The following is a 22,333-nucleotide window of genomic DNA, read 5'->3' on the forward strand; positions in this document are numbered from 1 at the left end:
ATGTACTTCCTTTTTATTTTAAATTATTCCAATACCAATATACTGCTTCTTTCAACCCATCTTTAAGTGAATATTCAGGATTATACCCTAACATCATTTTGGCTTTTTTAATACTTGCTAATGAATGGGGTATGTCTCCAATTCTTGTTTCTCCATAAACAATTGGTACATCAGCAATTTTCGAATCAAATTCTGCTAGATATTTTTTTAAATACCTAACTAAATCATTCAAAGTATTCCTATCTCCAAATGCCGTATTATAAACCGTATTTATTGCTTCAGAATCATCAGACGAAATAGCCAGAGCATTCATTTGAATTACATTATCAATATAAGTAAAATCCCTTGAATAATTTCCATCACCATTAATTACAGGACTTTCATAATTCATTAATTGCATCACAAATTTAGGGATTACTGCTGCATAAGCCCCTTTTGGGTCTTGCCTTCTTCCAAAAACATTAAAATAACGCAAACCTATAGTTTCCAGTCCATATGTTTTGCCAAAAATTTCTGCATATAATTCATTTACATATTTAGTAATTGCATAGGGCGACAATGGTTTTCCAATTACCTCTTCTACCTTAGGCAGCCCCTCAGAATCCCCATATGTAGAAGAACTTGCAGCATAGATAAAGCGTTTTACCTTAGCATCACGTGCAGCAACTAACATATTTAAAAAACCTGTGACATTAACATCATTAGTAGTAATCGGATCATTTATTGACCTCGGAACAGAACCTAATGCAGCCTGATGCAATATATAATCTACTTCCTCAACAGCCAAATTACAATCAGACATATTTCGAATATCACCTTCAATTAATTTAAAATTCTTATTCGAAATAAAATCTTTTAAATTGTGACGATGTCCGGTTGAAAAATTATCTAAACAAATTACTTTTTGTCCGGATTTTAAAAAATACTCACATAGATTAGAGCCAATAAAACCTGCCCCGCCTGTTATTAAAATAGTACTTTGAGCGTTCAATTTCATCTATTTTAAATTATTGCTTTTTAAATCTTTTAAAAATACTTTTAGGAAACCATACTTTTTTTTCCTCATCATGATAACCATTTGAATATGCCCCATAACCCCCATAATATCCATAACCATATGCAGATCCATATTTTGCTTTGTTTTCAAAACCATTTAAAATAATGCTGACATTACTTAACTCCCCCCTTTTAACCCGGTTGTTTAGTAAAGTTATCATTTCTTTTTTTGAATAATTCTGTCTCACCACATACAAGGTAACATCACTAAACTGCATTAATTCCAGTGCATCCGAAACAAGTCCAACAGGAGGCGTATCAAGTATTATATAATCATATGTTCTTTTAAGCTCTTCTATTAATTCGCCCATTACTTCACTTATAATTAATTCTGAAGGATTAGGGGGGATTGGTCCAGAAAGAATAACATCAAGATATGGAATCTGAGTTTTATTTACAATTTCAGAAAGAGTCTTTTGCTTTATCAAATAATTGACAACACCGTATTGATTTACCAAATTGAATTCGTCCGCCAATCTTGGTTTTCTTAAATCCATTCCTATTATCACTGTCTTTTTTTCACTCAATGCAAAAACTGTTGCAATATTAATTGAGCAGAATGTTTTTCCTTCTCCACTAATTGAAGATGTAATCATTAATGTTTTTGCTCCGTCTAATTGCCTTTTTTTATACATAAACTGCAGCGAGGAACGAATACCTCTAAAAGCTTCAGATAAGGCCGATTTTGGTTTTTGAAAAACTGCTAAACTGGTATTTTCTTTATTAATACCTACAACTCCTATTAATGGAATTTGTGTTTGTCTGCTAATATCATCGGCATTTTGAATCGTATTATTAATAAAAAAAAGCAGGAAAACAATAATTAATGGAACCAAGATACCTAAAAACAAAGCTAATACATAATTCACAGAAGTTTTTGGCCCAATCAATCCTCCGCCTATATCTTTTGCACTATCTATAAAATGTATATCAGATAAATTAGATGCCTTTACAATCTCTGCTTCATTTCTTTTTTGAAGAAATGTACTATAGATATTATCGCTTAAATCATACTTCCTTTTGATTTTCAATAATTCTTGTTGTTCCTCCGGAAGTTTTTTAATACTACTCTCAGCTTCGCCGATCTTGTTGTTAACTAAAGCTAAATCATATTGTAAAGATGACTTGGCAGATGCTATGTTTTCGAGTAAAACATTTTTCACAGCTACCATTTGATTATCAAAATCTTTAAAAATTTTATCGCTTTTAACAGCATATGCCATTTCAGATCTCTGAGCGGATAAAGCAATAATTTTCGAGACGTTTGTAACGATATTTGGATCTTCAATTCCTGCAACAGTTGGCGCAGGTAGTTTAGAATAATCAACGCTATTTTTTAAATATGCTTTTAAAGAATTGTAATAGGCAATTTTGCGTGTTAATGCATCTCTTTCAACATCAAAATTGAGAATCTTCTCAGAAACCTTTTCTCCCCCTTCTTCTATTTCATATATATTTTTATCCTTTCTGAAAGATTTAAGTTCATTTCCAGTTTCTTTTAACTGAGATTCCATTGCCACTAATGTACTATCAATAAAGGCTATTGTATTTGTAGCGAATTGATTTTTACCATCTAATTGCATCTTGATTAGCATTCTAACAGTCGAATTCAAATATTCAACCATTCTGGCTTTATTTGTACCTTGTAGGGACAATGTAAGAATAGAACCGGCTTTTTCATCAGCTTCCACGCCAATTCCTCTATATCGGGAAACTATTGCATCAAAATCATTAAATCTAACAAAATACTCTCTTCCAGTATAATAGCCAGGATTATCGGTTATTTCTAAATTCAAATTCAAAAATGGCAACACAACTTTTTCACCAACTTTATATTTTTTAACAAATTCAACAGGCTGAACTGTTGTATTGCTATAACTATTATTAGAATATGTAATTAGTGAAACCGAATTATTCTCAAACGGAATCCTAATTTCATATTCATTTGGACTTAAAAATTTAATACTAATTAATGTCCCCGCTAATTGAGGTTTTGTTTTATCAATGTTAACATAAAATGGTACGGCCCCATAAACATCAATCATATTATACTCTCCTTTTTCAAGATAATCTATATAATACTGTAATTTATCTACCACTAATTCATTGTGAGACCTGGATTGCAGAATAGTAGAAATACCACTTACCTGATCTGAAATACCACCCCAGTTAAAAACCAAACTTGTATTTGAAGTAAAAAAAGGATTACTTTCTTCTTTAATCGAAATTAAAGTTTTCATGTTATAAATCTTTTCTTTTCGAATATTAACCTGATAAGCTATGGTAAACGCAATAATTAAACTGGCCAGAAACAATTTCCAATACCCAAAAATTTTTAGCAAAAATCCTTTAAAATCAAAACTTGAATGATTTTCAAAAATGGAAAAATCTTTTATATCTAACATCTCTTGAGTTTAGTTAATTTTTGATAATTAAGTATACCGTTGTAGCCAATGACAATAAAGTTATTATAGTGCCTATTGACTGAATACCGGTTTGCCCTGTTCCCCAAGTTTTTTGCTTCAATGGTTTTACATACACATAATCATTCGGTTGCAAGTAATAATAAGGTGATTTCATTACATTTACATCTGTTAAGTCAACATCATTCATCTGAACACCTGTTGGTGTTTGACGTATTACAGTCACCGCTTTGCGATCACCAACAGTAGTAATATCACCCGCATTTGCAATTGCTTCCATAATGTTTACATGTTCCTTAAATAATATTTTAGTACCTGTACTTCCTACTTCACCGTTTATTGTATATCTGAAACCTCCTAATTTAACGGTAACAAATATATTGGCTTCTGTTTTAAAGTATTCTTCAAGTAGTTTTTTTTCAATTTTGACACGTACTTCTTCAAGTGTATATCCAATTACATTAATTTCGCCTAAAATTGGCATTCTTATATTTCCATGATCATCAATGACAAATCCATTAAAATACAATTCAGATTCTGATTTAGCTCCACTTGTATTTGAAGTTTCTGAAGACTTAAAAATAGCAACCAACTTAGGATCTATTGCTTTAATATCTATACTTAAAACATCATTAACTTGTAATCTGTAAGGTTTTGATTCAACCGCAGAAACGGTAGTTTCATTTCCGGCTGTTCCTGTATCCTGTAAATACACTAAATCTTTTACTGGAATACATGATGTAAAAAACGTACTAATCAGTAATAAATAAAAACAGTTTTTTGTCATTTTTAAAATTTTATAAGCAAATATAGCTATTCCTGCAATTTTCAGAAAATCTTACTTAATTTGTATTTATTAATTGTTTCTAAATGTTTTTTCGAAAGGTACACGGTGTAAAATACTACGGCCAAGTGTAATTTCATCCGCATATTCTAATTCATCTCCTACTGAAATCCCCCTTGCAATTGTAGAAATTGTAATTTCAGAATCAGCAATTTGTTTATAAATATAAAAATTTGTTGTGTCACCCTCCATTGTTGAACTTAAGGCAAATATAATTTCGACAACTTTCCCCAACTTTACTTTTTCTACCAAAGTTGTGATATTTAGCTGACCTGGCCCAACTCCTTCTATAGGGGAAATCTTCCCCCCCAAAACATGATAAACCCCTTTATATTGTCCTGTATTTTCAATAGCCATTACATCCCTGATATCTTCAACAACACAAATGGTCTGATGATTTCTAGCCGAATTAGCGCAAATCCCACAAAGCTTTGTATCCGAAATGTTATGACAATTTTCGCAAAATTCAATATCTTTACGCATATTTAATAATGCCTGTGATAAAAAAACTGTTTGTTCTTTTGGCTGTTTTAATAAATGAAGCACCAAACGCAATGCTGTACGTTTACCTATTCCCGGCAATTGCGACATTTCATTAACTGCTTTTTCTATTAATTTCGATGAAAATTCCATGAAACAAAAGTAATATTTAAATGGTTTAATTGGAGGATCGAAAAAACTTACATATTGTATCTGCTGACACGAAGTTTTTCATAAACTTTATTTCTAGCCCTGATGGAAAAGACATCCTTTTGTGCCGGGGTTCAGCGCAAAAGATATAGTGTACAGCAGGAAATAGCTTCTAAAAAAAATTAATATTGATTTGTTGCTAATAAAACTAATGTACAGGCAACTTCAATTTTAATATTATTAAGCTCAAGCAATTGATACAGCTCAGGATTCTCAGTCCCTGGATTAAAAATTACCCTCTTAGGCTGTGCCTCTACAATATAATTATAGTAATCACGCTGACGAACCGGATTTAAATATAAAGTGACTGTATCTATATTAGTGACTGGAATAGCCTTAGTATGGATTTTTACTCCCGCAACTTCTCCGGCATTCTGACCTATTGCCAAAACAGTATGCCCTTTTTGAGTCAGTATGTTTATTGCTCTAAAAGCATAACGTTCCGGTTTTGTTGTGGCCCCAAGAACCAAAGTTTTTTTATTTTTCATTATTTTTGAATATATCACAAAAGTAATCAAAAAGCTCGAATTTTCTGTTCTTTATTCATTTAGAAACAATAAGGAAAAAAATACAATATCCTAACGTCATTCTAGAACAAAATCTTAAAATTTAATTACTTTTACTTACCAATTAAACACGTTATGGATTTATTCATTTATTTATTTGCTGCTCTTTTCTCTGTTTTAAATCCAATTGGGACTGTACCTATCTTTGTAGGACTTACTCATGATGACACTGACGGTGAACGATCCAGAATTTCTTTATGGACTGCTATTAACGTTTTTATCATTTTGATTGTTTCTTTTTTTATTGGACAATATGTACTGACTTTTTTCGGAATCAGTATTGATGCACTTCGTATTGCAGGCGGGCTTGTGATTTTAAACTCAGGTTTTTCATTGTTATCCGGAAAAATCAGCAAGAAAAGAGGAATTAACAAAAAGATTGAAAACGATGCACAAAAGAGAAATGACATTGCATTAACCCCATTAGCAATTCCGATGCTGGCAGGACCTGGATCTATTTCTTTATTAATTGCTTTTTATCAGGAGCACCATGAAATGGGAGAAATAGTTATTTCAAGCTTAGCTATTTTGGCAATTTCAATAACAATTTTTATTATTCTAAAAAGTGCACATTACTTGGCCCGTATTTTAGGAGCTTCAGGTATTGTCGCTATTTCCAGAATAATCGGTTTTATCGTAATTGCCATAGGAATTCAATATATAGTGAGTTCTATAATTAATATCGTAAAAGGAAATCTGATGTAGATTCTTCAGATATTTTTAAATATGAAATTCCAAACTCCAAAACTGTAGTTCAGTTCTAGGAATTTGGAATTTTAAATTAAATTAGCTTCTTGGCAAAAAAACTTCAGCCATCATGCACCTTGCACTCCCGCCTCCACAAGCTTCAATCGTGTCTAAACTTGAACTTAAAATTTCAGCATGCTTTTCTAATTGTTTAATTTGTTTTTCAGTCAGACTCTGATGCGCTGATGTACTCATAACAATATATTTTTTATCATTCTTACCTCGTACCTCTAACATATTACCTGCAAAGTTATTCACTTGCGCTTCCGTAATCAAAATGATTTCTTTATTGTCTGCTTTCAGGTTTTCCAAAACCATTTTACGCTCCTTTTTATCATCAATACTATCCGCACAAATGACCGCAAATGTTTCACCTATACACATCATTACATTAGTATGATAGATGAGTTTGCGTTCGCCATCTACCGTTTGAAAAGCTTCAAAAATTACCGGAGCATAGTCAAAATCTTCACAGAATTCGATAACCAATTCCTCATCTGCGCGAGGTGATAATGCGCAATATGCTTTTCCGTTAGCTCTGTCTAAAAGTAAACTTCCTGTTCCCTCAAGAAAAATATTATCTTCTTCTGCAGATGTATAGTCCATGATATCGCTAATCTCAAAACCTTTTTCTTCTAAAACATCCAAAATATCTTCCCGACGTTCCTGACGACGATTTTGAGCAAACATTGGATATAATGCTACTTCTCCATTTTCATGAAAAGAAATCCAGTTGTTTGGAAAAATACTATCCGGTGTATCTGTTTCTAATGTATCTTCTACCACTGTAACATCAACACCAACTGCTCTTAGTTTTTCTACAAAAACATCAAATTCCTGTCGCGCTTTTGCATTTACTGTGCTTGGCAAAAGCCCTTCCAATACTTTTTGATAATAGTTGTTTACAGCTGTTTGCTCATTCATTCTGAATGCAACCGGACGTATCATCACTATTGCATTAGTTGTTTGTTTCATAATTTTTATATTTTTTATTCAGGTTTCAGGTTAAAGTATAAATTAAACAATATAAACCTAAAACATTAATCTCTAATCAATGGCAAAGTTGAGCATCTCAGCAATCCTTCCTGCTTTGCGATTTCAGCATACGGAATTTCTTCAACTATAAAACCTTTAGCCCGTAACCAGTTGTTTAATCTGGTAAAATTCTTCTCAGAAACTACAATATTTTCATCGATTGAGAATACATTAGAAAACATATTATACATTTCATTTCTTTCTATATGAAATAAATTTTCTTTACCAAAAAGTTTTACCAAATACATATAATCAGCTTCTTCGCGAAAGCCTCTCTTATAAATAATCCCTTTATCTTTTCCAACAGGCTGAAAACAACAGTCTAAATGTAAAGCATTGTCACGGGCTTCAATTTTGGATTTGACCAGATCAAACTCTTTTACAATTTTATTCGGAAACAAATTTTTAATATAATTCACTCCGTGCATGTTGGTTCTTGCAGTTATGTAATCTTTATAATCACTCCCTTTATAAGTCCCAATAAAAATATGATCATTCCAAAGCATAACATCCCCGCCTTCAATATGAACTTCCTCTGGAGGGCGAATCACTTTTAAAGGATCAATTTGATCAATTACATACTGTATTGCATCAAGTTCGTGTTCTCTGTCAGGCAAAATGTTTGATTTGACAAACACATCACCAATTACAAAACCAATATCTCTGGCAAAAATTTGATTGTAATTTTCTATCGTTTCCGGACGATAAACATTAATTCCATATCTTTGAAAAACAGCATTAAAAGCTTCCATTTCAACAACCATATCCTTTTCAAGAGGATAAGTACCTGCTTTAATATGTTCCAATGATTTAGGATCATAAGCTTCCTCAATTGACGGAGTTGGCCCATTTTGAACAGCAGAACCCAAAACTACTGCACGGAGTCTTGAAGTTTCGTTCTTAATATTTAATTGCAACATAATTATTAGATTTTGTTGCAAATATAAAAAAAAGCCCCACAGTTAAGTGAAGCTTTCAATATGATTATTTATTAGATTTAAACTCTCTCAATGGATGACCTGTATAAATTTGTCTTGGTCGTCCAATTGGTTCTTTATTTTCACGCATTTCTTTCCATTGTGCAATCCAACCCGGCAATCTTCCAATAGCAAACATAACAGTAAACATGTCAGTTGGAATCCCTAATGCTCTGTAAATAATTCCAGAGTAAAAATCAACGTTTGGATATAGGTTTCTTGATTTAAAGTAATCATCTTCAAGAGCTGCTGTTTCTAGTTTTCTTGCAATATCTAAAATCGGATCTTCAACACCTAACGTTTCTAAAACTTCTTTAGCTGCTTTTTTGATAATTTTAGCTCTTGGATCAAAGTTTTTATAAACTCTATGCCCGAATCCCATTAAACGGAATGGGTCATTTTTATCTTTTGCTTTCGCTAAAAATTTATCAGTATCTCCACCATCTTTATTAATATCTTCTAGCATCTCAAGAACTGCCTGGTTTGCACCACCATGAAGAGGTCCCCAAAGAGCAGAAACTCCTGCAGAAATAGAAGCATATAAACCTGCATGCGATGAACCAACCATTCTTACTGTAGATGTTGAACAGTTTTGTTCGTGATCAGCATGTAAAATAAATAATTTATCCAACGCATCAATAACAACTGGACTTGCTTTGTAAGGCCCGGTAGGCAATTGAAACATCAACTGCATAAAGTTTTCTACATACCCTTTTGTATTATCATAGTAATTTAAAGGATACCCCATTGACTTTCTATATGTCCATGTTGCAATCACAAGAAACTTAGACATCATTTTACAGATAGCCTCATACATTTCTTTGTCATTATCAACATTAACAGCTTTTGGATTGAATGCCGTTAATGCACTAGTTAAAGCTGACAGAACCCCCATTGGGTGTGCCGTTTTTGGAAAACCATCAATAATATTTTTCATTTCTTCGTTCACCAAAGAATGTTTTTTGATGTCATTTTCAAATTGTTCTAATTGCTGAGCAGTTGGCAACTCTCCAAAAATTAAAAGATAAGAAGTTTCTAAAAAACTAGCCTTTTCAGCTAATTCTTCTATTGAATACCCTCTGTAACGCAGAATTCCTAATTCTCCATCTAAGAAAGTTATTTCACTTTTGCAAGAGCCAGAGTTTTTATAACCAGGATCAATAGTAATAATACCAGTTAAGTCACGTAATTTGTTAATATCGATAGCCGATTCATTTTCACTTCCTGTGATTACCGGAAGTTCAACTTTCTTACCATCTACTTCTAATGTAGCTATTTTTGACATAATATATGGGAAATAATTCTTTAAAATAATAATTTATCAAATCTAAGGAATTTAACACTAATTAAAAAAGGAATAATACTATGAATTTGTTAAAACTCCAAAAAAAAGCCATCCGTTTACACGAATGGCTCGATTATACTATATAACTCTTTAAATTATTTGATTTTAAAAGCACTTAACCCCGGAAAATAAGCAGTACTTCCCAATTCTTCTTCAATTCTTAATAATTGATTGTATTTAGCCATACGATCAGAACGAGAAGCAGATCCGGTTTTAATTTGTCCACAATTCAAAGCAACAGCTAAATCAGCAATTGTATTATCTTCTGTTTCTCCTGAACGGTGAGACATTACAGATGTATAACCAGCGTTTTTCGCCATGTTTACCGCTGCAATAGTTTCAGTTAAAGTGCCAATTTGGTTTACTTTCACCAAAATAGAATTAGCAATACCTTTTTCAATACCAGTTGACAATCGAGCAACATTAGTAACAAATAAATCATCACCTACTAATTGAACTTTATCACCAATTTTTTCAGTTAAAGCTTTCCATCCATCCCAGTCATCTTCGTACATACCGTCTTCGATAGAGATAATTGGATATTTAGCAGCAAGTTCAGCTAAGTACTGAGCTTGTTCTTCAGAAGTTCTGATTTTTCCTGTTTCCCCTTCAAATTTAGTGTAATCGTATTTACCATTTACATAAAACTCAGAAGCAGCACAGTCAAGAGCGATCATAATTTCGTCGCCGAAAGAATAACCAGCTTTTTCAACTGCTAATTTAATAGTATCTAAAGCATCTTCAGTTCCACCAGCTAAGTTTGGAGCGAAACCTCCTTCATCACCTACTGCTGTACTTAAACCTCTATCGTGTAATACTTTTTTCAAGTTGTGAAAAATTTCAGTTCCCATTTGCATTGCATGCGTAAAAGAAGTTGCTTTTACTGGGAAAATCATAAACTCTTGGAATGCGATAGGCGCATCAGAGTGAGAACCACCATTGATGATATTCATCATTGGAACTGGTAACGTATTAGCAGAAACACCACCTACGTATCTGTATAATGGCAAGCCAAGTTCGTTAGCAGCAGCTTTTGCAGCAGCTAAAGAAACACCTAAAATAGCATTAGCTCCTAATTTAGATTTATTTGGAGTTCCATCTAAATCAATCATTAATTGGTCAATTGTATTTTGTTCGAAAACAGAAGTCCCAACCAATTCTTCAGCAATAATAGTATTTACATTATTCACTGCATTCAAAACACCTTTACCTAGATAAGCCTTACCTCCATCACGTAATTCAACAGCTTCGTGCTCTCCAGTTGAAGCTCCAGATGGAACCGCAGCTCTACCTAAAACTCCATTTTCAGTTACTACATCTACCTCAATAGTAGGATTCCCTCTAGAATCAAGAATTTGTCTTGCGTGAACTTTAATTATAATACTCATTATTTTTGTTTTTTATTAATAAATTATATTTTTTTTCGAAATTATAAAAATATTTAATACTATAAATGCATTTTAGACATTAAACATCTTTATTTATTAACTACATCGTTTTAGACCTTACTTCTTTTAATATTCTCCACAAATTGGTCAAACAAATATGACGAATCATGTGGCCCTGGGCTAGCTTCTGGATGATATTGAACTGAAAAGCAATTCTTGTTTTTCATTCTCATCCCCGCAACAGTATCATCGTTAAGGTGTATATGAGTAAGCTCCAGCTCAGCATGCCCATCTAAAGCTTCTCTTTTTACAGCAAAACCGTGATTTTGAGAAGTAATCTCACCTTTACCTGTAAGAAGATTTTTTACTGGATGATTAATCCCGCGGTGTCCTCCAAACATTTTATAAGTTTGGACGCCATTTGCTAAAGCAATGATTTGGTGTCCTAAACAAATTCCAAACAAAGGTTTATTATCTGAAATAATATTTTTAGCAACCTCTATTACTCCGTAAAGAGGGTCTGGATCTCCAGGTCCGTTAGACAAGAAATATCCATCAGGATTAAATGCGCTTAATTCCTCATAAGTTGTATTATAAGGAAATACCTTAATATAGCAATCTCTTTTCGCGAAGTTTCTTAAAATGTTCTTTTTTATTCCTAGATCTAACGCAGAAATTTTATACGTAGCATTTTCATCTCCAACAAAATAAGGTTCTTTTGTAGATACTTTTGATGCCAATTCAAGACCTTCCATATTTGGAACGTTTGCCAATTCCTTTTTAAGATCTTCAATTGAAGTCCCATCTGTACAGATAACAGCATTCATTGCTCCATTATCACGAATATAACTTACTAAAGCTCTAGTGTCTACATCAGAAATACAGATTAGATTTTGTTTGGTAAAATAATCTTCCAAACTTCCAGAAGCCCCAGCTCTAGAATAATTAAAACTAAAATTTTTACAAACTAAACCAGCAATCTTCACGCTATCTGATTCAACTTCTAAATCATTTATACCATAATTCCCAATATGCGGATTCGTAGTAACCATAATTTGACCATAATAAGAAGGATCAGTAAAGATCTCTTGGTATCCAGTCATTCCAGTATTAAAACAAACTTCACCAAAAGTTTTACCGCTAATACCGATAGACTTTCCATGAAAAATAGTTCCATCACTTAGTAATAAAATGGCGCTTTGTCGTGTTGTGTATTTCATTCCTTAATTTGTATTGTTTTTTTAATTGTGTATGAAGTAAAACCTCATTTGTAATTAGATATTTTGCAAATTTACTTCTTTAAAATAGCCCCTCCAAGATTTTTTAAAACTTTCAATCGTAAAAATAAAACCGATCATTTTAAATAAGTTAGATTTTTACAGCTTTAAAAAAATCAAAAAAAAAGGATAAACTAAAAATTAGTTTATCCTTGATTTTTATAGAATGATTACTTTCATAATTATTCAGAAGCTTCAGTAGTCGTTTCTGTTTCAGCAGCAGGAGCTTCTGGAGCAGCAGTTTCAGCTTTTTTAGCTTTACCACCACGACGGCTTTTAGCTTTTTTAACTTCTTTTTTACCTCCGTTGTAAAGTTCATTGAAGTCAACAAGTTCGATCATCGCCATATCAGCGTTATCTCCCAAACGATTTCCAACTTTAATGATACGTGTGTATCCTCCTGGACGGTCACCTACTTTAGCAGCAACATCTCTGAACAAATCAGTTACAGCGTATTTGTTACGTAAGTAAGCAAAAACAATACGACGATTGTGAGTCGTATCCTCTTTTGACTTTGTAATTAAAGGCTCAACGAATTGTTTAAGCGCTTTAGCTTTAGCAACAGTAGTGTTAATACGTTTGTGCTCGATAAGAGAACAAGCCATATTAGCCAACATAGCTTTTCTATGTCCAGTCTGTCTGCTTAAGTGATTGATTTTTTTTCCGTGTCTCATGACGTGTTTTTTAAAACCTTCATCTTGCTTCTATCCTCTTTGGAGAGCAAAATACGAAGTGGTTTATTCTTTATCTAATTTGTATTTAGCTAAATCCATTCCGAAAGTCAAATTCTTCACTGCAACAAGTTCATCAAGTTCAGTTAAAGATTTTTTACCGAAATTACGGAATTTCATTAGGTCATTTTTATTGAACGATACTAAATCACCAAGTGTATCAACTTCAGCCGCTTTCAAGCAATTTAATGCTCTCACAGATAAATCCATATCAACAAGCTTAGTTTTAAGCAATTGTCTCATATGCAATGACTCTTCATCATACGATTCTGTTTGTGCAATTTCGTCAGCCTCAAGTGTAATTCTTTCATCAGAAAACAACATGAAATGGTGAATTAAAACTTTAGCAGCTTCAGTAAGAGCATCTTTTGGATTGATAGATCCATCAGTTTTAATTTCAAAAACTAATTTTTCGTAATCTGTCTTTTGCTCTACACGGAAATTTTCGATTGCATATTTTACATTTTTTACCGGAGTAAAAATAGAATCTGTAAAAATTGTTCCAATTGCAGCATTCTGTTTTTTGTTCTCTTCAGCAGGAACGTATCCTCTACCTTTCTCGATTGTTAAATCGAAGTTCAATTTGATTTTAGAATCTAAATTACAGATAACAAGGTCTGGGTTCAGAACTTGGAAACCTGAGATAAATTTTTGAAAATCGCCTGCTGTTAATTGGTCTTTACCAGAAACAGAAATAGTAACTGATTCATTATCGATATCTTCAATCTGACGTTTGAAACGTACTTGTTTAAGATTAAGGATAATTTCTGTAACGTCCTCAACAACACCTGAAATAGTAGAAAACTCATGATCTACACCTTCGATACGAACAGATGTAATTGCATAACCTTCTAACGCTGAAAGCAAAACTCTTCTAAGTGCATTACCAACTGTCAATCCATAACCAGGCTCTAAAGGTCTAAATTCGAATTTACCTTCAAAATCGGTTGAATCGATCATGATAACTTTATCGGGCTTTTGAAAATTAAATATTGCCATAAATTTCGACTAAGTCAATTATTATTTGTTGTACAACTCTACGATTAATTGTTCTTTAATGTTTTCTGGAATTTGAAGTCTTGCAGGTACAGAAACGAAAGTTCCTTCTTTAAGATCATTGTTCCAAGTAATCCATTCATAAACATGACTTGAATTTGACAAAGAACGTTCGATAGCTTCTAAAGATTTAGATTTTTCACGAACTGCAACTTTATCACCAGGCTTAAGGTGGTAAGACGGAATATTTACAACTTCACCATTTACAGTAATGTGTCTGTGAGAAACTAATTGTCTTGCACCTCTACGAGATGGAGCAATTCCCATTCTAAAAACGACATTATCCAATCTTGCTTCACATAATTGTAAAAGAACCTCACCAGTAACACCTTTAGTAGCTGATGCTTTTTTAAATAAACCTCTGAATTGTTTTTCTAAAATTCCATAAGAATATTTAGCTTTTTGCTTTTCCATCAACTGAACAGCATATTCAGATTTTTTACCTCTTTTTTTAGCCATCCCGTGTTGTCCAGGAGGGTAATTTCTTTTTTCGAAAGATTTGTCATCTCCGAATATTGCCTCGCCAAATTTACGAGCAATTCTAGTTTTAGGACCAGTATATCTTGCCATTTCTAAAAAATTAATTTAAGGTAGAGATTATGAATTCAGGTCATATCCTTCGATAATCGTTATTCTACCTTGTTATACTTAAATAATATTATTAAACTCTACGTCTTTTTGGAGGACGACATCCGTTATGTGGCATTGGAGTAACATCGATAATCTCTGTAACTTCAATTCCACCGTTATGAATAGAACGAATAGCAGACTCACGTCCGTTTCCTGGTCCTTTTACATAAACCTTAACTTTTTTCAGTCCAGCCTCTAGAGCTACTTTACTACAATCTTCTGCTGCCATTTGAGCTGCATACGGAGTATTCTTTTTAGAACCTCTGAATCCCATTTTACCAGCTGAAGACCAAGAAATAACTTCGCCTTTCTTGTTTGTCAAAGAAATAATAATATTGTTGAAAGTGGCAGAAATATGAGCTTCACCCGTTGATTCAACGATAACTTTACGTTTTTTTGCAGTTGCTTTAGCCATATTACTTATTATTTAGTTGCTTTTTTCTTGTTAGCAACAGTTTTTCTTTTACCTTTTCTTGTTCTAGAGTTATTTTTAGTTCTTTGTCCTCTTAATGGAAGTCCAGATCTGTGACGGATACCTCTATAACAACCAATATCCATTAAACGTTTGATGTTCAAAGAAACCTCAGAACGTAATTCTCCTTCAATTTTGTAAAATGAAACCGCATCACGAATTGCTCCGATCTCGTCATCATTCCAATCTTGAACTTTTTTATCCTGGCTAACCTGAGCTTTTTCTAAAATCTCAATAGCTCTACTTTTTCCTAATCCGAAAATATAGGTAAGTGCAATAACACCTCTTTTGTTTTTTGGGATATCTACCCCTGCTATTCTTGCCATAATTATCCTTGTCTTTGTTTAAATCTAGGATTCTTTTTGTTTATTACGTACAGTCTCCCTTTTCTACGCACGATAATGCACTCGGCACTTCTCTTTTTTACTGATGCTCTAACTTTCATAGTAATTATCCTTTAATATCGATAAGTAATTCTTGCTTTTGACAAATCATAAGGGCTCATTTCCAGTTTCACTTTATCACCAGGTAATAATTTGATGTAATGCATACGCATTTTACCAGAAATATGAGCAATTACAATATGTCCATTTTCTAACTCTACACGGAACATCGCATTTGACAATGCTTCAATGATTGATCCGTCTTGTTCTATTGCTGATTGTTTTGCCATAAATATATTAAGCTACCGCTTTTCTATTTTTACCAGTCTTCATTAAACCATCATAATGTTTATTTAACAAGTATGAATTGATCTGCTGAATAGTATCTATTGCAACACCAACCATAATTATTAAAGAGGTACCTCCAAAAAACATTGCCCAAGATTGTTGTACATCCATAACACTTACAACAATAGCTGGAAACACAGCAATTAGAGCAAGAAATAAAGATCCTGGAAAAGTTATTAAAGACATCACTTTATCAAGAAAGTCTGAAGTTTCAGCACCCGGCCTAACACCTGGGATAAAACCACCACTTCTTTTTAAATCATCGGCCATTTTGTTAGTAGGTACTGTAATCGCAGTATAGAAGAATGTGAATACAATAATTAAAGTTGCAAAAACAAAATTATACCAAAACCCAAACATATTACTAAATGTTCCAACAATAGATTGTGATGTATCTGATTTAGACAATCCTGCGACAGCAGCAGGTATAAACATAATTGCCTGAGCAAAGATGATTGGCATAACTCCAGAAGCATTCAGTTTCAGCGGTATCCATTGTCTGTTACCACCAGCCAAATCCTGCTCATAATCTCCAGTTGTTGTACGACGAGCATATTGAACCGGAATTCTACGTACTGCCATTGTAAGTAATACACAAGAGATAATAACCAACAACCATACAATAATTTCAATAACCAACAACATTGGACCACCATTGTTATTAGTAACTCTGGTCGTAAATTCTTGTATAAAAGCTTGTGGTAAACGAGCTAAAATACCAACCATAATCAATAATGAAATTCCATTTCCAATCCCCTTATCAGTAATTTTTTCTCCAAGCCACATAGCAAAAATTGTACCTGTAACCAAGATAATAACAGAAGAAAACAAAAACTCAGGAGAGTTAAACCCTAGTAAAAAAGCATTACTAGGAAGTGTTCTGTATAAATTATAGATGTAAGTCGGACCTTGAACCAATGTAATAGCAATAGTTAACCAACGGGTAATTTGATTAATCTTTTTTCTACCGCTTTCTCCATCATTTTGAAGTTTTTGCAAATATGGAATCGCAATTCCCATTAACTGAACAACAATAGAAGCAGAAATGTAAGGCATAATTCCTAAAGCAAAAACTGAAGCTTTAGAGAAAGCACCTCCGGTGAACATGTCTAAGATAGATCCTAAACCATTTTTAGTTTGTCCCGCTAAACCAGTCAATTGAGTTGCATCAATTCCTGGAAGCGTAACGTGTGCTCCAAAACGATATACTAAAAGCAATCCTAATGTAATTAAGATTCTATTTTTCAGTTCTTCGATTTTCCAAACATTACTTATTGATTCAATAAATTTCTTCATACAATAGAAAAATTATATTGTTACAGCCTCTCCACCAGCAGCCTCAATAGCAGCTTTTGCAGTAGCAGTAAATTTGTGAGCAGTTACTTTTAATTTTGCCTTCAATTCTCCTCTACCTAAAATCTTAACGATTTCATTCTTTGTAGCCAAACGGTTTGCCACGAAGTCTGCCATAGATACAGAATCAGTAATCACACCATTGTCTACTAATAATTGAAGTGTATCTAAATTAACACCTTCGTATTCTTTACGATTGATGTTTGTGAAACCAAACTTAGGTACACGTCTTTGAAGTGGCATTTGACCTCCTTCAAAACCAATCTTTTTAGAATAACCAGAACGAGATTTTGCTCCTTTGTGACCTCTTGCAGAAGTACCACCTTTTCCAGAACCTTCTCCTCTACCTAATCTTTTATTTTGATTGTGTGTTGACCCTTCAGCTGGTTTTAAGTTACTTAAATTCATAACAGTATTTGTTATTTAGCTTCTTCAACAGAAACTAAGTGTTTAACTTTGTTTATCATCCCAAGGATAGCAGGATTTGAATCATGCTCTACAACTTGTCCCATTTTACGTAGACCCAAAGCTTCCAAACCTCTCTTTTGAGAAAGAGGACAGTTGATTTTGCTCCTTACTTGTTTTACTAATAATTTAGCCATAATTTCCTTGAATTAACCTTTAAAAACTTTTTCTAAAGAAACACCTCTCTGTCTTGCAACAGTATGAGCGCTTCTCATTTGCAATAAAGCATCAAAAGTTGCTTTTACTACGTTATGAGGATTTGATGATCCCTGAGATTTAGACAATACATCATGAATACCTACTGATTCAAGAACTGAACGAACAGCTCCACCAGCGATAACTCCTGTACCATGAGAAGCAGGAATTAAAAATACACGAGCACCACCAAATTTTCCCTTTTGTTCGTGAGGAACAGATTGTCCATTCAAAGGAATTTTTACTAAATTTTTCTTAGCATCTTCTACTGCTTTCGCTATTGCTTCAGAAACATCTTTAGATTTTCCTAATCCATGACCAACTACTCCGTTTTCATCACCTACAACTACAATAGCAGAAAAACCGAAAGCTCTACCTCCTTTTGTAACCTTAGTAACACGATTAACACTTACCAGACGATCTTTAAGTTCAAGACCACTAGGTTTTACCAATTCTACATTTTTGTATTTAGACATAATATATTAGAATTTAAGTCCAGCGGCTCTTGCGCCTTCTGCTAATGATTTAATACGACCGTGATATAAATAACCACCTCTGTCAAAAGTAATGGTATCAATCCCGGCTTTCAACGCTTTTTCAGCAACTAGTTTTCCAACTGCAGCCGCTACTTCCACGTTAGTACCTTTTCCTATTTCTTTTTCTCTTGAAGATGCAGCTAATAAAGTAACTCCATTTACATCATCAATAAGTTGAGCGTAAATTTCCTTATTACTTCTAAATACAGATAATCTAGGGTTAGCAGCAGTACCGCTAATCGATTTTCTAATTCTGAATCTAATTCTCTGTCTTCTATCAGATTTTGTTAATGACATAATCTTATTTTTTAAGCTGATTTACCTGCTTTTCTTCTTAATACTTCACCCACAAATTTAACACCTTTTCCTTTGTATGGCTCAGGCTTACGGAAACCTCTGATTTTCGCAGCAACCTGTCCTAAAAGTTGTTTATCAAATGATGTTAATTTTACGATAGGGTTTTTTCCTTTTTCAGATATTGTTTCTACCACTACTTCAGGAGCAACTTCCAAAACAATATTGTGAGAATATCCAAGAGCTAAATCTAACTTTTGACCTTGGTTTGAAGCTCTATAACCAACTCCAACTAATTCAAGTTCTTTTGTAAAACCTTCAGATACACCAACAATCATATTACTAATCAATGATCTGTACAATCCGTGTTTTGCTCTTTGGTCTTTATGATCAGACGATCTTTCTACTAAAGCTTGATCGCCTTCAACTGTTACAGTTACGTCCGAAAACTCCTGAGTTAGTTGACCTTTTTTTCCTTTTACTGTAATAATACCGTCTTTAACTTCTACAGTTACTCCAGCAGGGATTACAATTGGGCTTTTACCTATTCTTGACATCTTATTTAGTCTTTAAAATTAGTATACGTAACAAATTACTTCACCACCTACATTTAATTGCTTAGCTTGTTTTCCTGTCATCAAACCTTTTGATGTAGAAACAATAGCAATTCCTAATCCGTTAAGGATTCTTGGTAATTTGGCAGCACCAGCGTACTTACGTAAACCTGGTTTACTAATTCTTTGGATATCTTTAATTACAGGCTCTTTAGTATCTTTATCATACTTCAAAGCAATTTTGATTGAACCCTGAACAGAGTTGTCCTCAAATTTGTAACTCAAGATATAACCTTGATCAAATAAGATCTTGGTTATTTCTTTTTTTAGATTAGAAGCCGGAATTTCAACAACTTTGTGGTTTGCAGCCACAGCGTTACGAACTCTGGTCAAATAATCTGCAATAGGATCTGTATACATATGTATTTGATTGCGATTATGGTTTTCGGGAAACACTCGTTTCCCGAACCTTTAATCAATTAAAATTATTTTTTGGTTTGCAAAAGTAATAACTTATTGCGAGATTACCAAGACGCTTTTTTAACTCCAGGAATTAATCCATTATTAGCCATCTCACGAAAAGTTACACGAGAAATACCAAATTGACGAATATAACCTCTTGGTCTACCTGTTAATTTACAACGATTGTGCAAACGAACTGGCGAAGCATTTTTAGGTAATTTTTGTAGACCTTCATAATCTCCAGCTTCAAGCAAAGCTTTTCTTTTTTCAGCGTACTTAGCTACCGTTTTCTCTCTTTTCACCTCACGGGCTTTCATTGATTCTTTAGCCATGTCTTAATTCTTTTTAAAAGGTAATCCTAATTCAGCCAATAATGACTTTGCTTCCTTGTCTGTTTTTGCTGTAGTAACAAAAGTTATATCCATTCCTGAGATTTTGTTTACTTTATCAATATCAATTTCAGGGAAAATGATTTGCTCCAAAACTCCAAGATTGTAATTACCTCTACCGTCAAAACCAGTAGCTTTGATACCACTAAAATCTCTAACACGCGGCAAAGCAGAAGTAACAAGTCTATCTAAAAACTCATACATTCTTTCACCACGCAAGGTAACTTTTGCTCCAATAGGCATCCCTTTTCTTAATTTGAAAGACGCAACGTCTTTCTTAGAAATTGTAGATACTGCTTTTTGTCCAGTGATCTTTGTTAACTCATCAACTGCATAGTCGATAAGTTTTTTATCAGATACAGCTGCACCAACTCCACGGCTCAAAACGATTTTTTCAAGTTTTGGAACTTGCATTACGTTTGTATATCCGAACTCTTCTTTAAGAGCAGAGATTACCCTACTCTTATATTCTTCTTTTAGTCTAGGTGTATATGCCATTACTATAGTACTTGATTAGATTTTTTTGAAAATCTTACTTTCTTATCTCCTTCTACTCTAATACCAACTCTAGTTGTTTCCTTAGTTTTAGGATCAATTAGAGAAATGTTAGAAATTTGAATAGAAGCCTCTTTCTTAACGATACCACCTTGAGGGTTTTTAGCACTTGGTTTAGTATGTTTTGAAACCAGGTTTACACCTTCAACGATCGCTTTGTTTTTTTCACGGTAAACACGTAAAACTTTACCTTCAGCACCTTTATGGTCTCCGGCAATTACCCTTACGATATCTCCTGATTTTATTTTTAGCTTTATCATCTTAAAACGAATTAAAGCACTTCTGGTGCTAATGATACAATTTTCATGAATTGTTTTTCACGAAGTTCTCTTGCTACCGGACCAAAAACACGAGTTCCTCTCATTTCACCTGCAGCATTCAAAAGAACACATGCATTGTCATCGAAACGGATATAAGAACCATCAGCTCTTCTCACTTCTTTTTTAGTACGTACAACAACTGCAGTTGAAACAGCTCCTTTTTTTACGTTTCCGTTTGGAGTTGCATCTTTGATAGAAACTACAATCTTGTCACCAACAGAGGCATATCTTCTTTTAGTACCTCCTAAAACACGAATAGTTAAAACTTCTTTAGCTCCCGTGTTATCTGCTACTTTTAGTCTTGATTCTTGTTGTACCATAATTATTTAGCTCTTTCTAAGATTTCAACTAATCTCCAACATTTCGTTTTACTCAAAGGACGCGTTTCGCTAATTCTTACAGTATCTCCAATGTTACAGTCGTTTGTTTCGTCGTGTGCAACATATTTCTTAGTTTTTAACACGAACTTACCGTATAATGGGTGTTTTACTTTTCTCACTTCAGCAATAACAATAGATTTATCCATTTTATTAGAAGTAACAACACCTATTCTTTCTTTTCTTAAATTTCTTTTTTCTTCCATCTTTCAGCAGAATACAATTATTGTAACTCTCTTTTAGTTAACTCCGTAGCTAATCTTGCAACTGTTCTTCTTACACTTCTAATTTGAAGTGGGTTTTCAATTGGAGAAATAGCGTGAGCCATTTTTAGGTCAGCATATAGTTTCTTAGTTTGACTAAGTTTTTCTTGCAACTCCGCTGCAGAAAGATCTTTTATTTCTGATTGTTTCATAATATAAATTTAATTATGCTTCGAAATCTCTAGCAACGACGAACTTAGTTTTTACTGGAAGTTTTTGAGCTGCAAGACGTAAAGCCTCTTTTGCAACTGACAATGGAACTCCTCCAACTTCAAACATAATTCTTCCTGGTTTAACAACAGCAGCCCAATACTCAACTGCTCCTTTACCCTTACCCATACGTACTTCAAGAGGTTTCTTAGTAATAGGTTTGTCTGGAAATATTTTAATCCACAATTGTCCTTCTCTCTTCATGTAACGAGTTGCAGCAATACGCGCAGCTTCGATTTGACGTGAAGTTAAGAACATTCCATCTTCATGCACAGATTTAATACCAAACATTCCATTAGAAAGTTCATGCCCTCTTTGAGAGTTACCTTTCATCTTACCTTTTTGTACCTTACGGTATTTTGTTCTTTTAGGCTGTAACATTTTTCTTTAGT

Annotated in this window: 32 protein-coding genes; 1 reads left to right on the plus strand and 31 read right to left on the minus strand. The window is 33.4% G+C overall.

Going from position 1 to position 22,333, the window contains the following annotated elements:
- Window positions 1-13: 13 nt before the first annotated feature.
- The 5 genes from GXM16_RS08540 to GXM16_RS08560 form a co-directional block, all read right to left on the minus strand.
- Entirely contained in the window at window positions 14-997 is a 984-nt protein-coding gene (locus GXM16_RS08540) for an SDR family oxidoreductase (protein WP_163393973.1), read from the minus strand.
- A 10-nt stretch (window positions 998-1,007) separates the two neighbouring features.
- Complete coding sequence (locus GXM16_RS08545; RefSeq protein WP_163393974.1) at window positions 1,008-3,461, minus strand: exopolysaccharide transport family protein; 2,454 nt, start codon at window positions 3,459-3,461, stop codon at window positions 1,008-1,010.
- A 13-nt stretch (window positions 3,462-3,474) separates the two neighbouring features.
- Window positions 3,475-4,266 carry a polysaccharide biosynthesis/export family protein gene (locus GXM16_RS08550; protein WP_163393975.1) on the minus strand — a complete coding sequence of 264 codons (792 nt, stop codon included), beginning with the start codon at window positions 4,264-4,266 and terminating at the stop codon, window positions 3,475-3,477.
- Window positions 4,267-4,335: 69 nt separating this feature from the next.
- Window positions 4,336-4,956 carry a recombination mediator RecR gene (gene recR, locus GXM16_RS08555; RefSeq protein WP_163393976.1) on the minus strand — a complete coding sequence of 207 codons (621 nt, stop codon included), beginning with the start codon at window positions 4,954-4,956 and terminating at the stop codon, window positions 4,336-4,338.
- A gap of 179 nt (window positions 4,957-5,135) precedes the next feature.
- Entirely contained in the window at window positions 5,136-5,501 is a 366-nt protein-coding gene (locus tag GXM16_RS08560) for a CoA-binding protein (RefSeq protein ID WP_163393977.1), read from the minus strand.
- A gap of 153 nt (window positions 5,502-5,654) precedes the next feature.
- Here GXM16_RS08560 and GXM16_RS08565 point away from each other — a divergent pair, with 153 nt between their 5' ends.
- Window positions 5,655-6,284 (plus strand): MarC family NAAT transporter, encoded by a 630-nt coding sequence (locus GXM16_RS08565; protein ID WP_163393978.1) that lies wholly within the window; start codon window positions 5,655-5,657, stop codon window positions 6,282-6,284.
- A gap of 81 nt (window positions 6,285-6,365) precedes the next feature.
- Here the strand turns inward: GXM16_RS08565 and ctlX are convergent, their stop codons facing one another.
- From ctlX to rplP, 26 genes are all read right to left on the minus strand, one after another.
- The gene (gene ctlX / locus GXM16_RS08570; protein WP_163393979.1) at window positions 6,366-7,301 is read right to left on the minus strand and encodes a citrulline utilization hydrolase CtlX; all 936 of its coding nucleotides are present in this window, start codon (window positions 7,299-7,301) and stop codon (window positions 6,366-6,368) included.
- Window positions 7,302-7,366: 65 nt separating this feature from the next.
- The gene (locus tag GXM16_RS08575) at window positions 7,367-8,281 is read right to left on the minus strand and encodes a dimethylarginine dimethylaminohydrolase family protein (RefSeq protein WP_163393980.1); all 915 of its coding nucleotides are present in this window, start codon (window positions 8,279-8,281) and stop codon (window positions 7,367-7,369) included.
- A gap of 64 nt (window positions 8,282-8,345) precedes the next feature.
- Window positions 8,346-9,623, minus strand: a complete 1,278-nt coding sequence (locus tag GXM16_RS08580; RefSeq protein ID WP_163393981.1) for a citrate synthase — start codon at window positions 9,621-9,623, stop codon at window positions 8,346-8,348.
- A 155-nt stretch (window positions 9,624-9,778) separates the two neighbouring features.
- Window positions 9,779-11,071: a phosphopyruvate hydratase gene (gene eno / locus GXM16_RS08585; RefSeq protein WP_163393982.1), complete on the minus strand. Its 1,293-nt coding sequence runs from the start codon at window positions 11,069-11,071 to the stop codon at window positions 9,779-9,781.
- Between the two features lie 110 nt (window positions 11,072-11,181).
- A complete protein-coding gene (carA, locus tag GXM16_RS08590) occupies window positions 11,182-12,291 on the minus strand; it encodes a glutamine-hydrolyzing carbamoyl-phosphate synthase small subunit (protein WP_163393983.1) in 1,110 nt (369 codons plus the stop codon).
- Window positions 12,292-12,530: 239 nt separating this feature from the next.
- A complete protein-coding gene (gene rplQ / locus GXM16_RS08595; protein WP_091496644.1) occupies window positions 12,531-13,022 on the minus strand; it encodes a 50S ribosomal protein L17 in 492 nt (163 codons plus the stop codon).
- 63 nt (window positions 13,023-13,085) lie between these two features.
- Entirely contained in the window at window positions 13,086-14,078 is a 993-nt protein-coding gene (locus tag GXM16_RS08600) for a DNA-directed RNA polymerase subunit alpha (protein ID WP_008464329.1), read from the minus strand.
- 21 nt (window positions 14,079-14,099) lie between these two features.
- On the minus strand, window positions 14,100-14,705 hold the full coding sequence (gene rpsD, locus GXM16_RS08605; RefSeq protein WP_007803679.1) for a 30S ribosomal protein S4: 606 nt from the start codon (window positions 14,703-14,705) through the stop codon (window positions 14,100-14,102).
- A gap of 91 nt (window positions 14,706-14,796) precedes the next feature.
- Window positions 14,797-15,180: a 30S ribosomal protein S11 gene (rpsK, locus tag GXM16_RS08610; RefSeq protein WP_007803677.1), complete on the minus strand. Its 384-nt coding sequence runs from the start codon at window positions 15,178-15,180 to the stop codon at window positions 14,797-14,799.
- An 8-nt stretch (window positions 15,181-15,188) separates the two neighbouring features.
- Window positions 15,189-15,563 carry a 30S ribosomal protein S13 gene (rpsM, locus tag GXM16_RS08615; protein ID WP_012022478.1) on the minus strand — a complete coding sequence of 125 codons (375 nt, stop codon included), beginning with the start codon at window positions 15,561-15,563 and terminating at the stop codon, window positions 15,189-15,191.
- Between the two features lie 2 nt (window positions 15,564-15,565).
- A complete protein-coding gene (ykgO, locus tag GXM16_RS08620) occupies window positions 15,566-15,682 on the minus strand; it encodes a type B 50S ribosomal protein L36 (RefSeq protein ID WP_002987490.1) in 117 nt (38 codons plus the stop codon).
- Between the two features lie 12 nt (window positions 15,683-15,694).
- Window positions 15,695-15,910, minus strand: coding sequence for a translation initiation factor IF-1 (infA, locus tag GXM16_RS08625; RefSeq protein WP_007136545.1), 216 nt, complete (start codon window positions 15,908-15,910; stop codon window positions 15,695-15,697).
- A 7-nt stretch (window positions 15,911-15,917) separates the two neighbouring features.
- The gene (gene secY / locus GXM16_RS08630) at window positions 15,918-17,264 is read right to left on the minus strand and encodes a preprotein translocase subunit SecY (protein ID WP_163393984.1); all 1,347 of its coding nucleotides are present in this window, start codon (window positions 17,262-17,264) and stop codon (window positions 15,918-15,920) included.
- 12 nt (window positions 17,265-17,276) lie between these two features.
- On the minus strand, window positions 17,277-17,729 hold the full coding sequence (rplO, locus tag GXM16_RS08635) for a 50S ribosomal protein L15 (RefSeq protein WP_163393985.1): 453 nt from the start codon (window positions 17,727-17,729) through the stop codon (window positions 17,277-17,279).
- Between the two features lie 11 nt (window positions 17,730-17,740).
- Window positions 17,741-17,923: a 50S ribosomal protein L30 gene (gene rpmD / locus GXM16_RS08640; protein WP_017495010.1), complete on the minus strand. Its 183-nt coding sequence runs from the start codon at window positions 17,921-17,923 to the stop codon at window positions 17,741-17,743.
- A gap of 12 nt (window positions 17,924-17,935) precedes the next feature.
- A complete protein-coding gene (rpsE, locus tag GXM16_RS08645; RefSeq protein ID WP_157486071.1) occupies window positions 17,936-18,460 on the minus strand; it encodes a 30S ribosomal protein S5 in 525 nt (174 codons plus the stop codon).
- Between the two features lie 3 nt (window positions 18,461-18,463).
- The gene (rplR, locus tag GXM16_RS08650) at window positions 18,464-18,814 is read right to left on the minus strand and encodes a 50S ribosomal protein L18 (RefSeq protein WP_017495012.1); all 351 of its coding nucleotides are present in this window, start codon (window positions 18,812-18,814) and stop codon (window positions 18,464-18,466) included.
- Between the two features lie 11 nt (window positions 18,815-18,825).
- Window positions 18,826-19,368: a 50S ribosomal protein L6 gene (gene rplF, locus GXM16_RS08655; protein ID WP_031456036.1), complete on the minus strand. Its 543-nt coding sequence runs from the start codon at window positions 19,366-19,368 to the stop codon at window positions 18,826-18,828.
- Between the two features lie 18 nt (window positions 19,369-19,386).
- Complete coding sequence (gene rpsH / locus GXM16_RS08660) at window positions 19,387-19,785, minus strand: 30S ribosomal protein S8 (RefSeq protein ID WP_017495014.1); 399 nt, start codon at window positions 19,783-19,785, stop codon at window positions 19,387-19,389.
- A 104-nt stretch (window positions 19,786-19,889) separates the two neighbouring features.
- The gene (gene rpsN / locus GXM16_RS08665; RefSeq protein ID WP_031456037.1) at window positions 19,890-20,159 is read right to left on the minus strand and encodes a 30S ribosomal protein S14; all 270 of its coding nucleotides are present in this window, start codon (window positions 20,157-20,159) and stop codon (window positions 19,890-19,892) included.
- A 3-nt stretch (window positions 20,160-20,162) separates the two neighbouring features.
- Window positions 20,163-20,714 carry a 50S ribosomal protein L5 gene (rplE, locus tag GXM16_RS08670; protein ID WP_007803652.1) on the minus strand — a complete coding sequence of 184 codons (552 nt, stop codon included), beginning with the start codon at window positions 20,712-20,714 and terminating at the stop codon, window positions 20,163-20,165.
- Window positions 20,715-20,716: 2 nt separating this feature from the next.
- Window positions 20,717-21,031 (minus strand): 50S ribosomal protein L24, encoded by a 315-nt coding sequence (gene rplX, locus GXM16_RS08675; RefSeq protein ID WP_053470828.1) that lies wholly within the window; start codon window positions 21,029-21,031, stop codon window positions 20,717-20,719.
- A gap of 11 nt (window positions 21,032-21,042) precedes the next feature.
- Entirely contained in the window at window positions 21,043-21,411 is a 369-nt protein-coding gene (gene rplN / locus GXM16_RS08680) for a 50S ribosomal protein L14 (protein WP_007803649.1), read from the minus strand.
- A gap of 2 nt (window positions 21,412-21,413) precedes the next feature.
- The gene (rpsQ, locus tag GXM16_RS08685) at window positions 21,414-21,674 is read right to left on the minus strand and encodes a 30S ribosomal protein S17 (RefSeq protein ID WP_007803646.1); all 261 of its coding nucleotides are present in this window, start codon (window positions 21,672-21,674) and stop codon (window positions 21,414-21,416) included.
- 17 nt (window positions 21,675-21,691) lie between these two features.
- On the minus strand, window positions 21,692-21,883 hold the full coding sequence (gene rpmC / locus GXM16_RS08690) for a 50S ribosomal protein L29 (RefSeq protein WP_163393986.1): 192 nt from the start codon (window positions 21,881-21,883) through the stop codon (window positions 21,692-21,694).
- A gap of 13 nt (window positions 21,884-21,896) precedes the next feature.
- On the minus strand, window positions 21,897-22,322 hold the full coding sequence (gene rplP, locus GXM16_RS08695; protein WP_017495016.1) for a 50S ribosomal protein L16: 426 nt from the start codon (window positions 22,320-22,322) through the stop codon (window positions 21,897-21,899).
- Between the last annotated feature and the right edge of the window lie 11 nt (window positions 22,323-22,333).

The organism is Flavobacterium limi, from assembly GCF_010645075.1.
Taxonomy (GTDB): domain Bacteria; phylum Bacteroidota; class Bacteroidia; order Flavobacteriales; family Flavobacteriaceae; genus Flavobacterium; species Flavobacterium limi.

Bases quoted from the DNA above. Each gene is read 5' to 3' on its own strand.
- GXM16_RS08540 (WP_163393973.1), bottom strand. From the start codon at position 997: ATGAAATTGAACGCTCAAAGTACTATTTTAATAACAGGCGGGGCAGGT.
- GXM16_RS08545 (WP_163393974.1), bottom strand. From the start codon at position 3,461: ATGTTAGATATAAAAGATTTTTCCATTTTTGAAAATCATTCAAGTTTT.
- GXM16_RS08550 (WP_163393975.1), bottom strand. From the start codon at position 4,266: ATGACAAAAAACTGTTTTTATTTATTACTGATTAGTACGTTTTTTACA.
- recR (WP_163393976.1), bottom strand. From the start codon at position 4,956: ATGGAATTTTCATCGAAATTAATAGAAAAAGCAGTTAATGAAATGTCG.
- GXM16_RS08560 (WP_163393977.1), bottom strand. From the start codon at position 5,501: ATGAAAAATAAAAAAACTTTGGTTCTTGGGGCCACAACAAAACCGGAA.
- GXM16_RS08565 (WP_163393978.1), top strand. From the start codon at position 5,655: ATGGATTTATTCATTTATTTATTTGCTGCTCTTTTCTCTGTTTTAAAT.
- ctlX (WP_163393979.1), bottom strand. From the start codon at position 7,301: ATGAAACAAACAACTAATGCAATAGTGATGATACGTCCGGTTGCATTC.
- GXM16_RS08575 (WP_163393980.1), bottom strand. From the start codon at position 8,281: ATGTTGCAATTAAATATTAAGAACGAAACTTCAAGACTCCGTGCAGTA.
- GXM16_RS08580 (WP_163393981.1), bottom strand. From the start codon at position 9,623: ATGTCAAAAATAGCTACATTAGAAGTAGATGGTAAGAAAGTTGAACTT.
- eno (WP_163393982.1), bottom strand. From the start codon at position 11,071: ATGAGTATTATAATTAAAGTTCACGCAAGACAAATTCTTGATTCTAGA.
- carA (WP_163393983.1), bottom strand. From the start codon at position 12,291: ATGAAATACACAACACGACAAAGCGCCATTTTATTACTAAGTGATGGA.
- rplQ (WP_091496644.1), bottom strand. From the start codon at position 13,022: ATGAGACACGGAAAAAAAATCAATCACTTAAGCAGACAGACTGGACAT.
- GXM16_RS08600 (WP_008464329.1), bottom strand. From the start codon at position 14,078: ATGGCAATATTTAATTTTCAAAAGCCCGATAAAGTTATCATGATCGAT.
- rpsD (WP_007803679.1), bottom strand. From the start codon at position 14,705: ATGGCAAGATATACTGGTCCTAAAACTAGAATTGCTCGTAAATTTGGC.
- rpsK (WP_007803677.1), bottom strand. From the start codon at position 15,180: ATGGCTAAAGCAACTGCAAAAAAACGTAAAGTTATCGTTGAATCAACG.
- rpsM (WP_012022478.1), bottom strand. From the start codon at position 15,563: ATGGCAAGAATAGCAGGGGTAGATATCCCAAAAAACAAAAGAGGTGTT.
- ykgO (WP_002987490.1), bottom strand. From the start codon at position 15,682: ATGAAAGTTAGAGCATCAGTAAAAAAGAGAAGTGCCGAGTGCATTATC.
- infA (WP_007136545.1), bottom strand. From the start codon at position 15,910: ATGGCAAAACAATCAGCAATAGAACAAGACGGATCAATCATTGAAGCA.
- secY (WP_163393984.1), bottom strand. From the start codon at position 17,264: ATGAAGAAATTTATTGAATCAATAAGTAATGTTTGGAAAATCGAAGAA.
- rplO (WP_163393985.1), bottom strand. From the start codon at position 17,729: ATGAATTTAAGTAACTTAAAACCAGCTGAAGGGTCAACACACAATCAA.
- rpmD (WP_017495010.1), bottom strand. From the start codon at position 17,923: ATGGCTAAATTATTAGTAAAACAAGTAAGGAGCAAAATCAACTGTCCT.
- rplR (WP_017495012.1), bottom strand. From the start codon at position 18,814: ATGTCATTAACAAAATCTGATAGAAGACAGAGAATTAGATTCAGAATT.
- rplF (WP_031456036.1), bottom strand. From the start codon at position 19,368: ATGTCAAGAATAGGTAAAAGCCCAATTGTAATCCCTGCTGGAGTAACT.
- rpsH (WP_017495014.1), bottom strand. From the start codon at position 19,785: ATGTATACAGATCCTATTGCAGATTATTTGACCAGAGTTCGTAACGCT.
- rpsN (WP_031456037.1), bottom strand. From the start codon at position 20,159: ATGGCTAAAGAATCAATGAAAGCCCGTGAGGTGAAAAGAGAGAAAACG.
- rplE (WP_007803652.1), bottom strand. From the start codon at position 20,714: ATGGCATATACACCTAGACTAAAAGAAGAATATAAGAGTAGGGTAATC.
- rplX (WP_053470828.1), bottom strand. From the start codon at position 21,031: ATGATAAAGCTAAAAATAAAATCAGGAGATATCGTAAGGGTAATTGCC.
- rplN (WP_007803649.1), bottom strand. From the start codon at position 21,411: ATGGTACAACAAGAATCAAGACTAAAAGTAGCAGATAACACGGGAGCT.
- rpsQ (WP_007803646.1), bottom strand. From the start codon at position 21,674: ATGGAAGAAAAAAGAAATTTAAGAAAAGAAAGAATAGGTGTTGTTACT.
- rpmC (WP_163393986.1), bottom strand. From the start codon at position 21,883: ATGAAACAATCAGAAATAAAAGATCTTTCTGCAGCGGAGTTGCAAGAA.
- rplP (WP_017495016.1), bottom strand. From the start codon at position 22,322: ATGTTACAGCCTAAAAGAACAAAATACCGTAAGGTACAAAAAGGTAAG.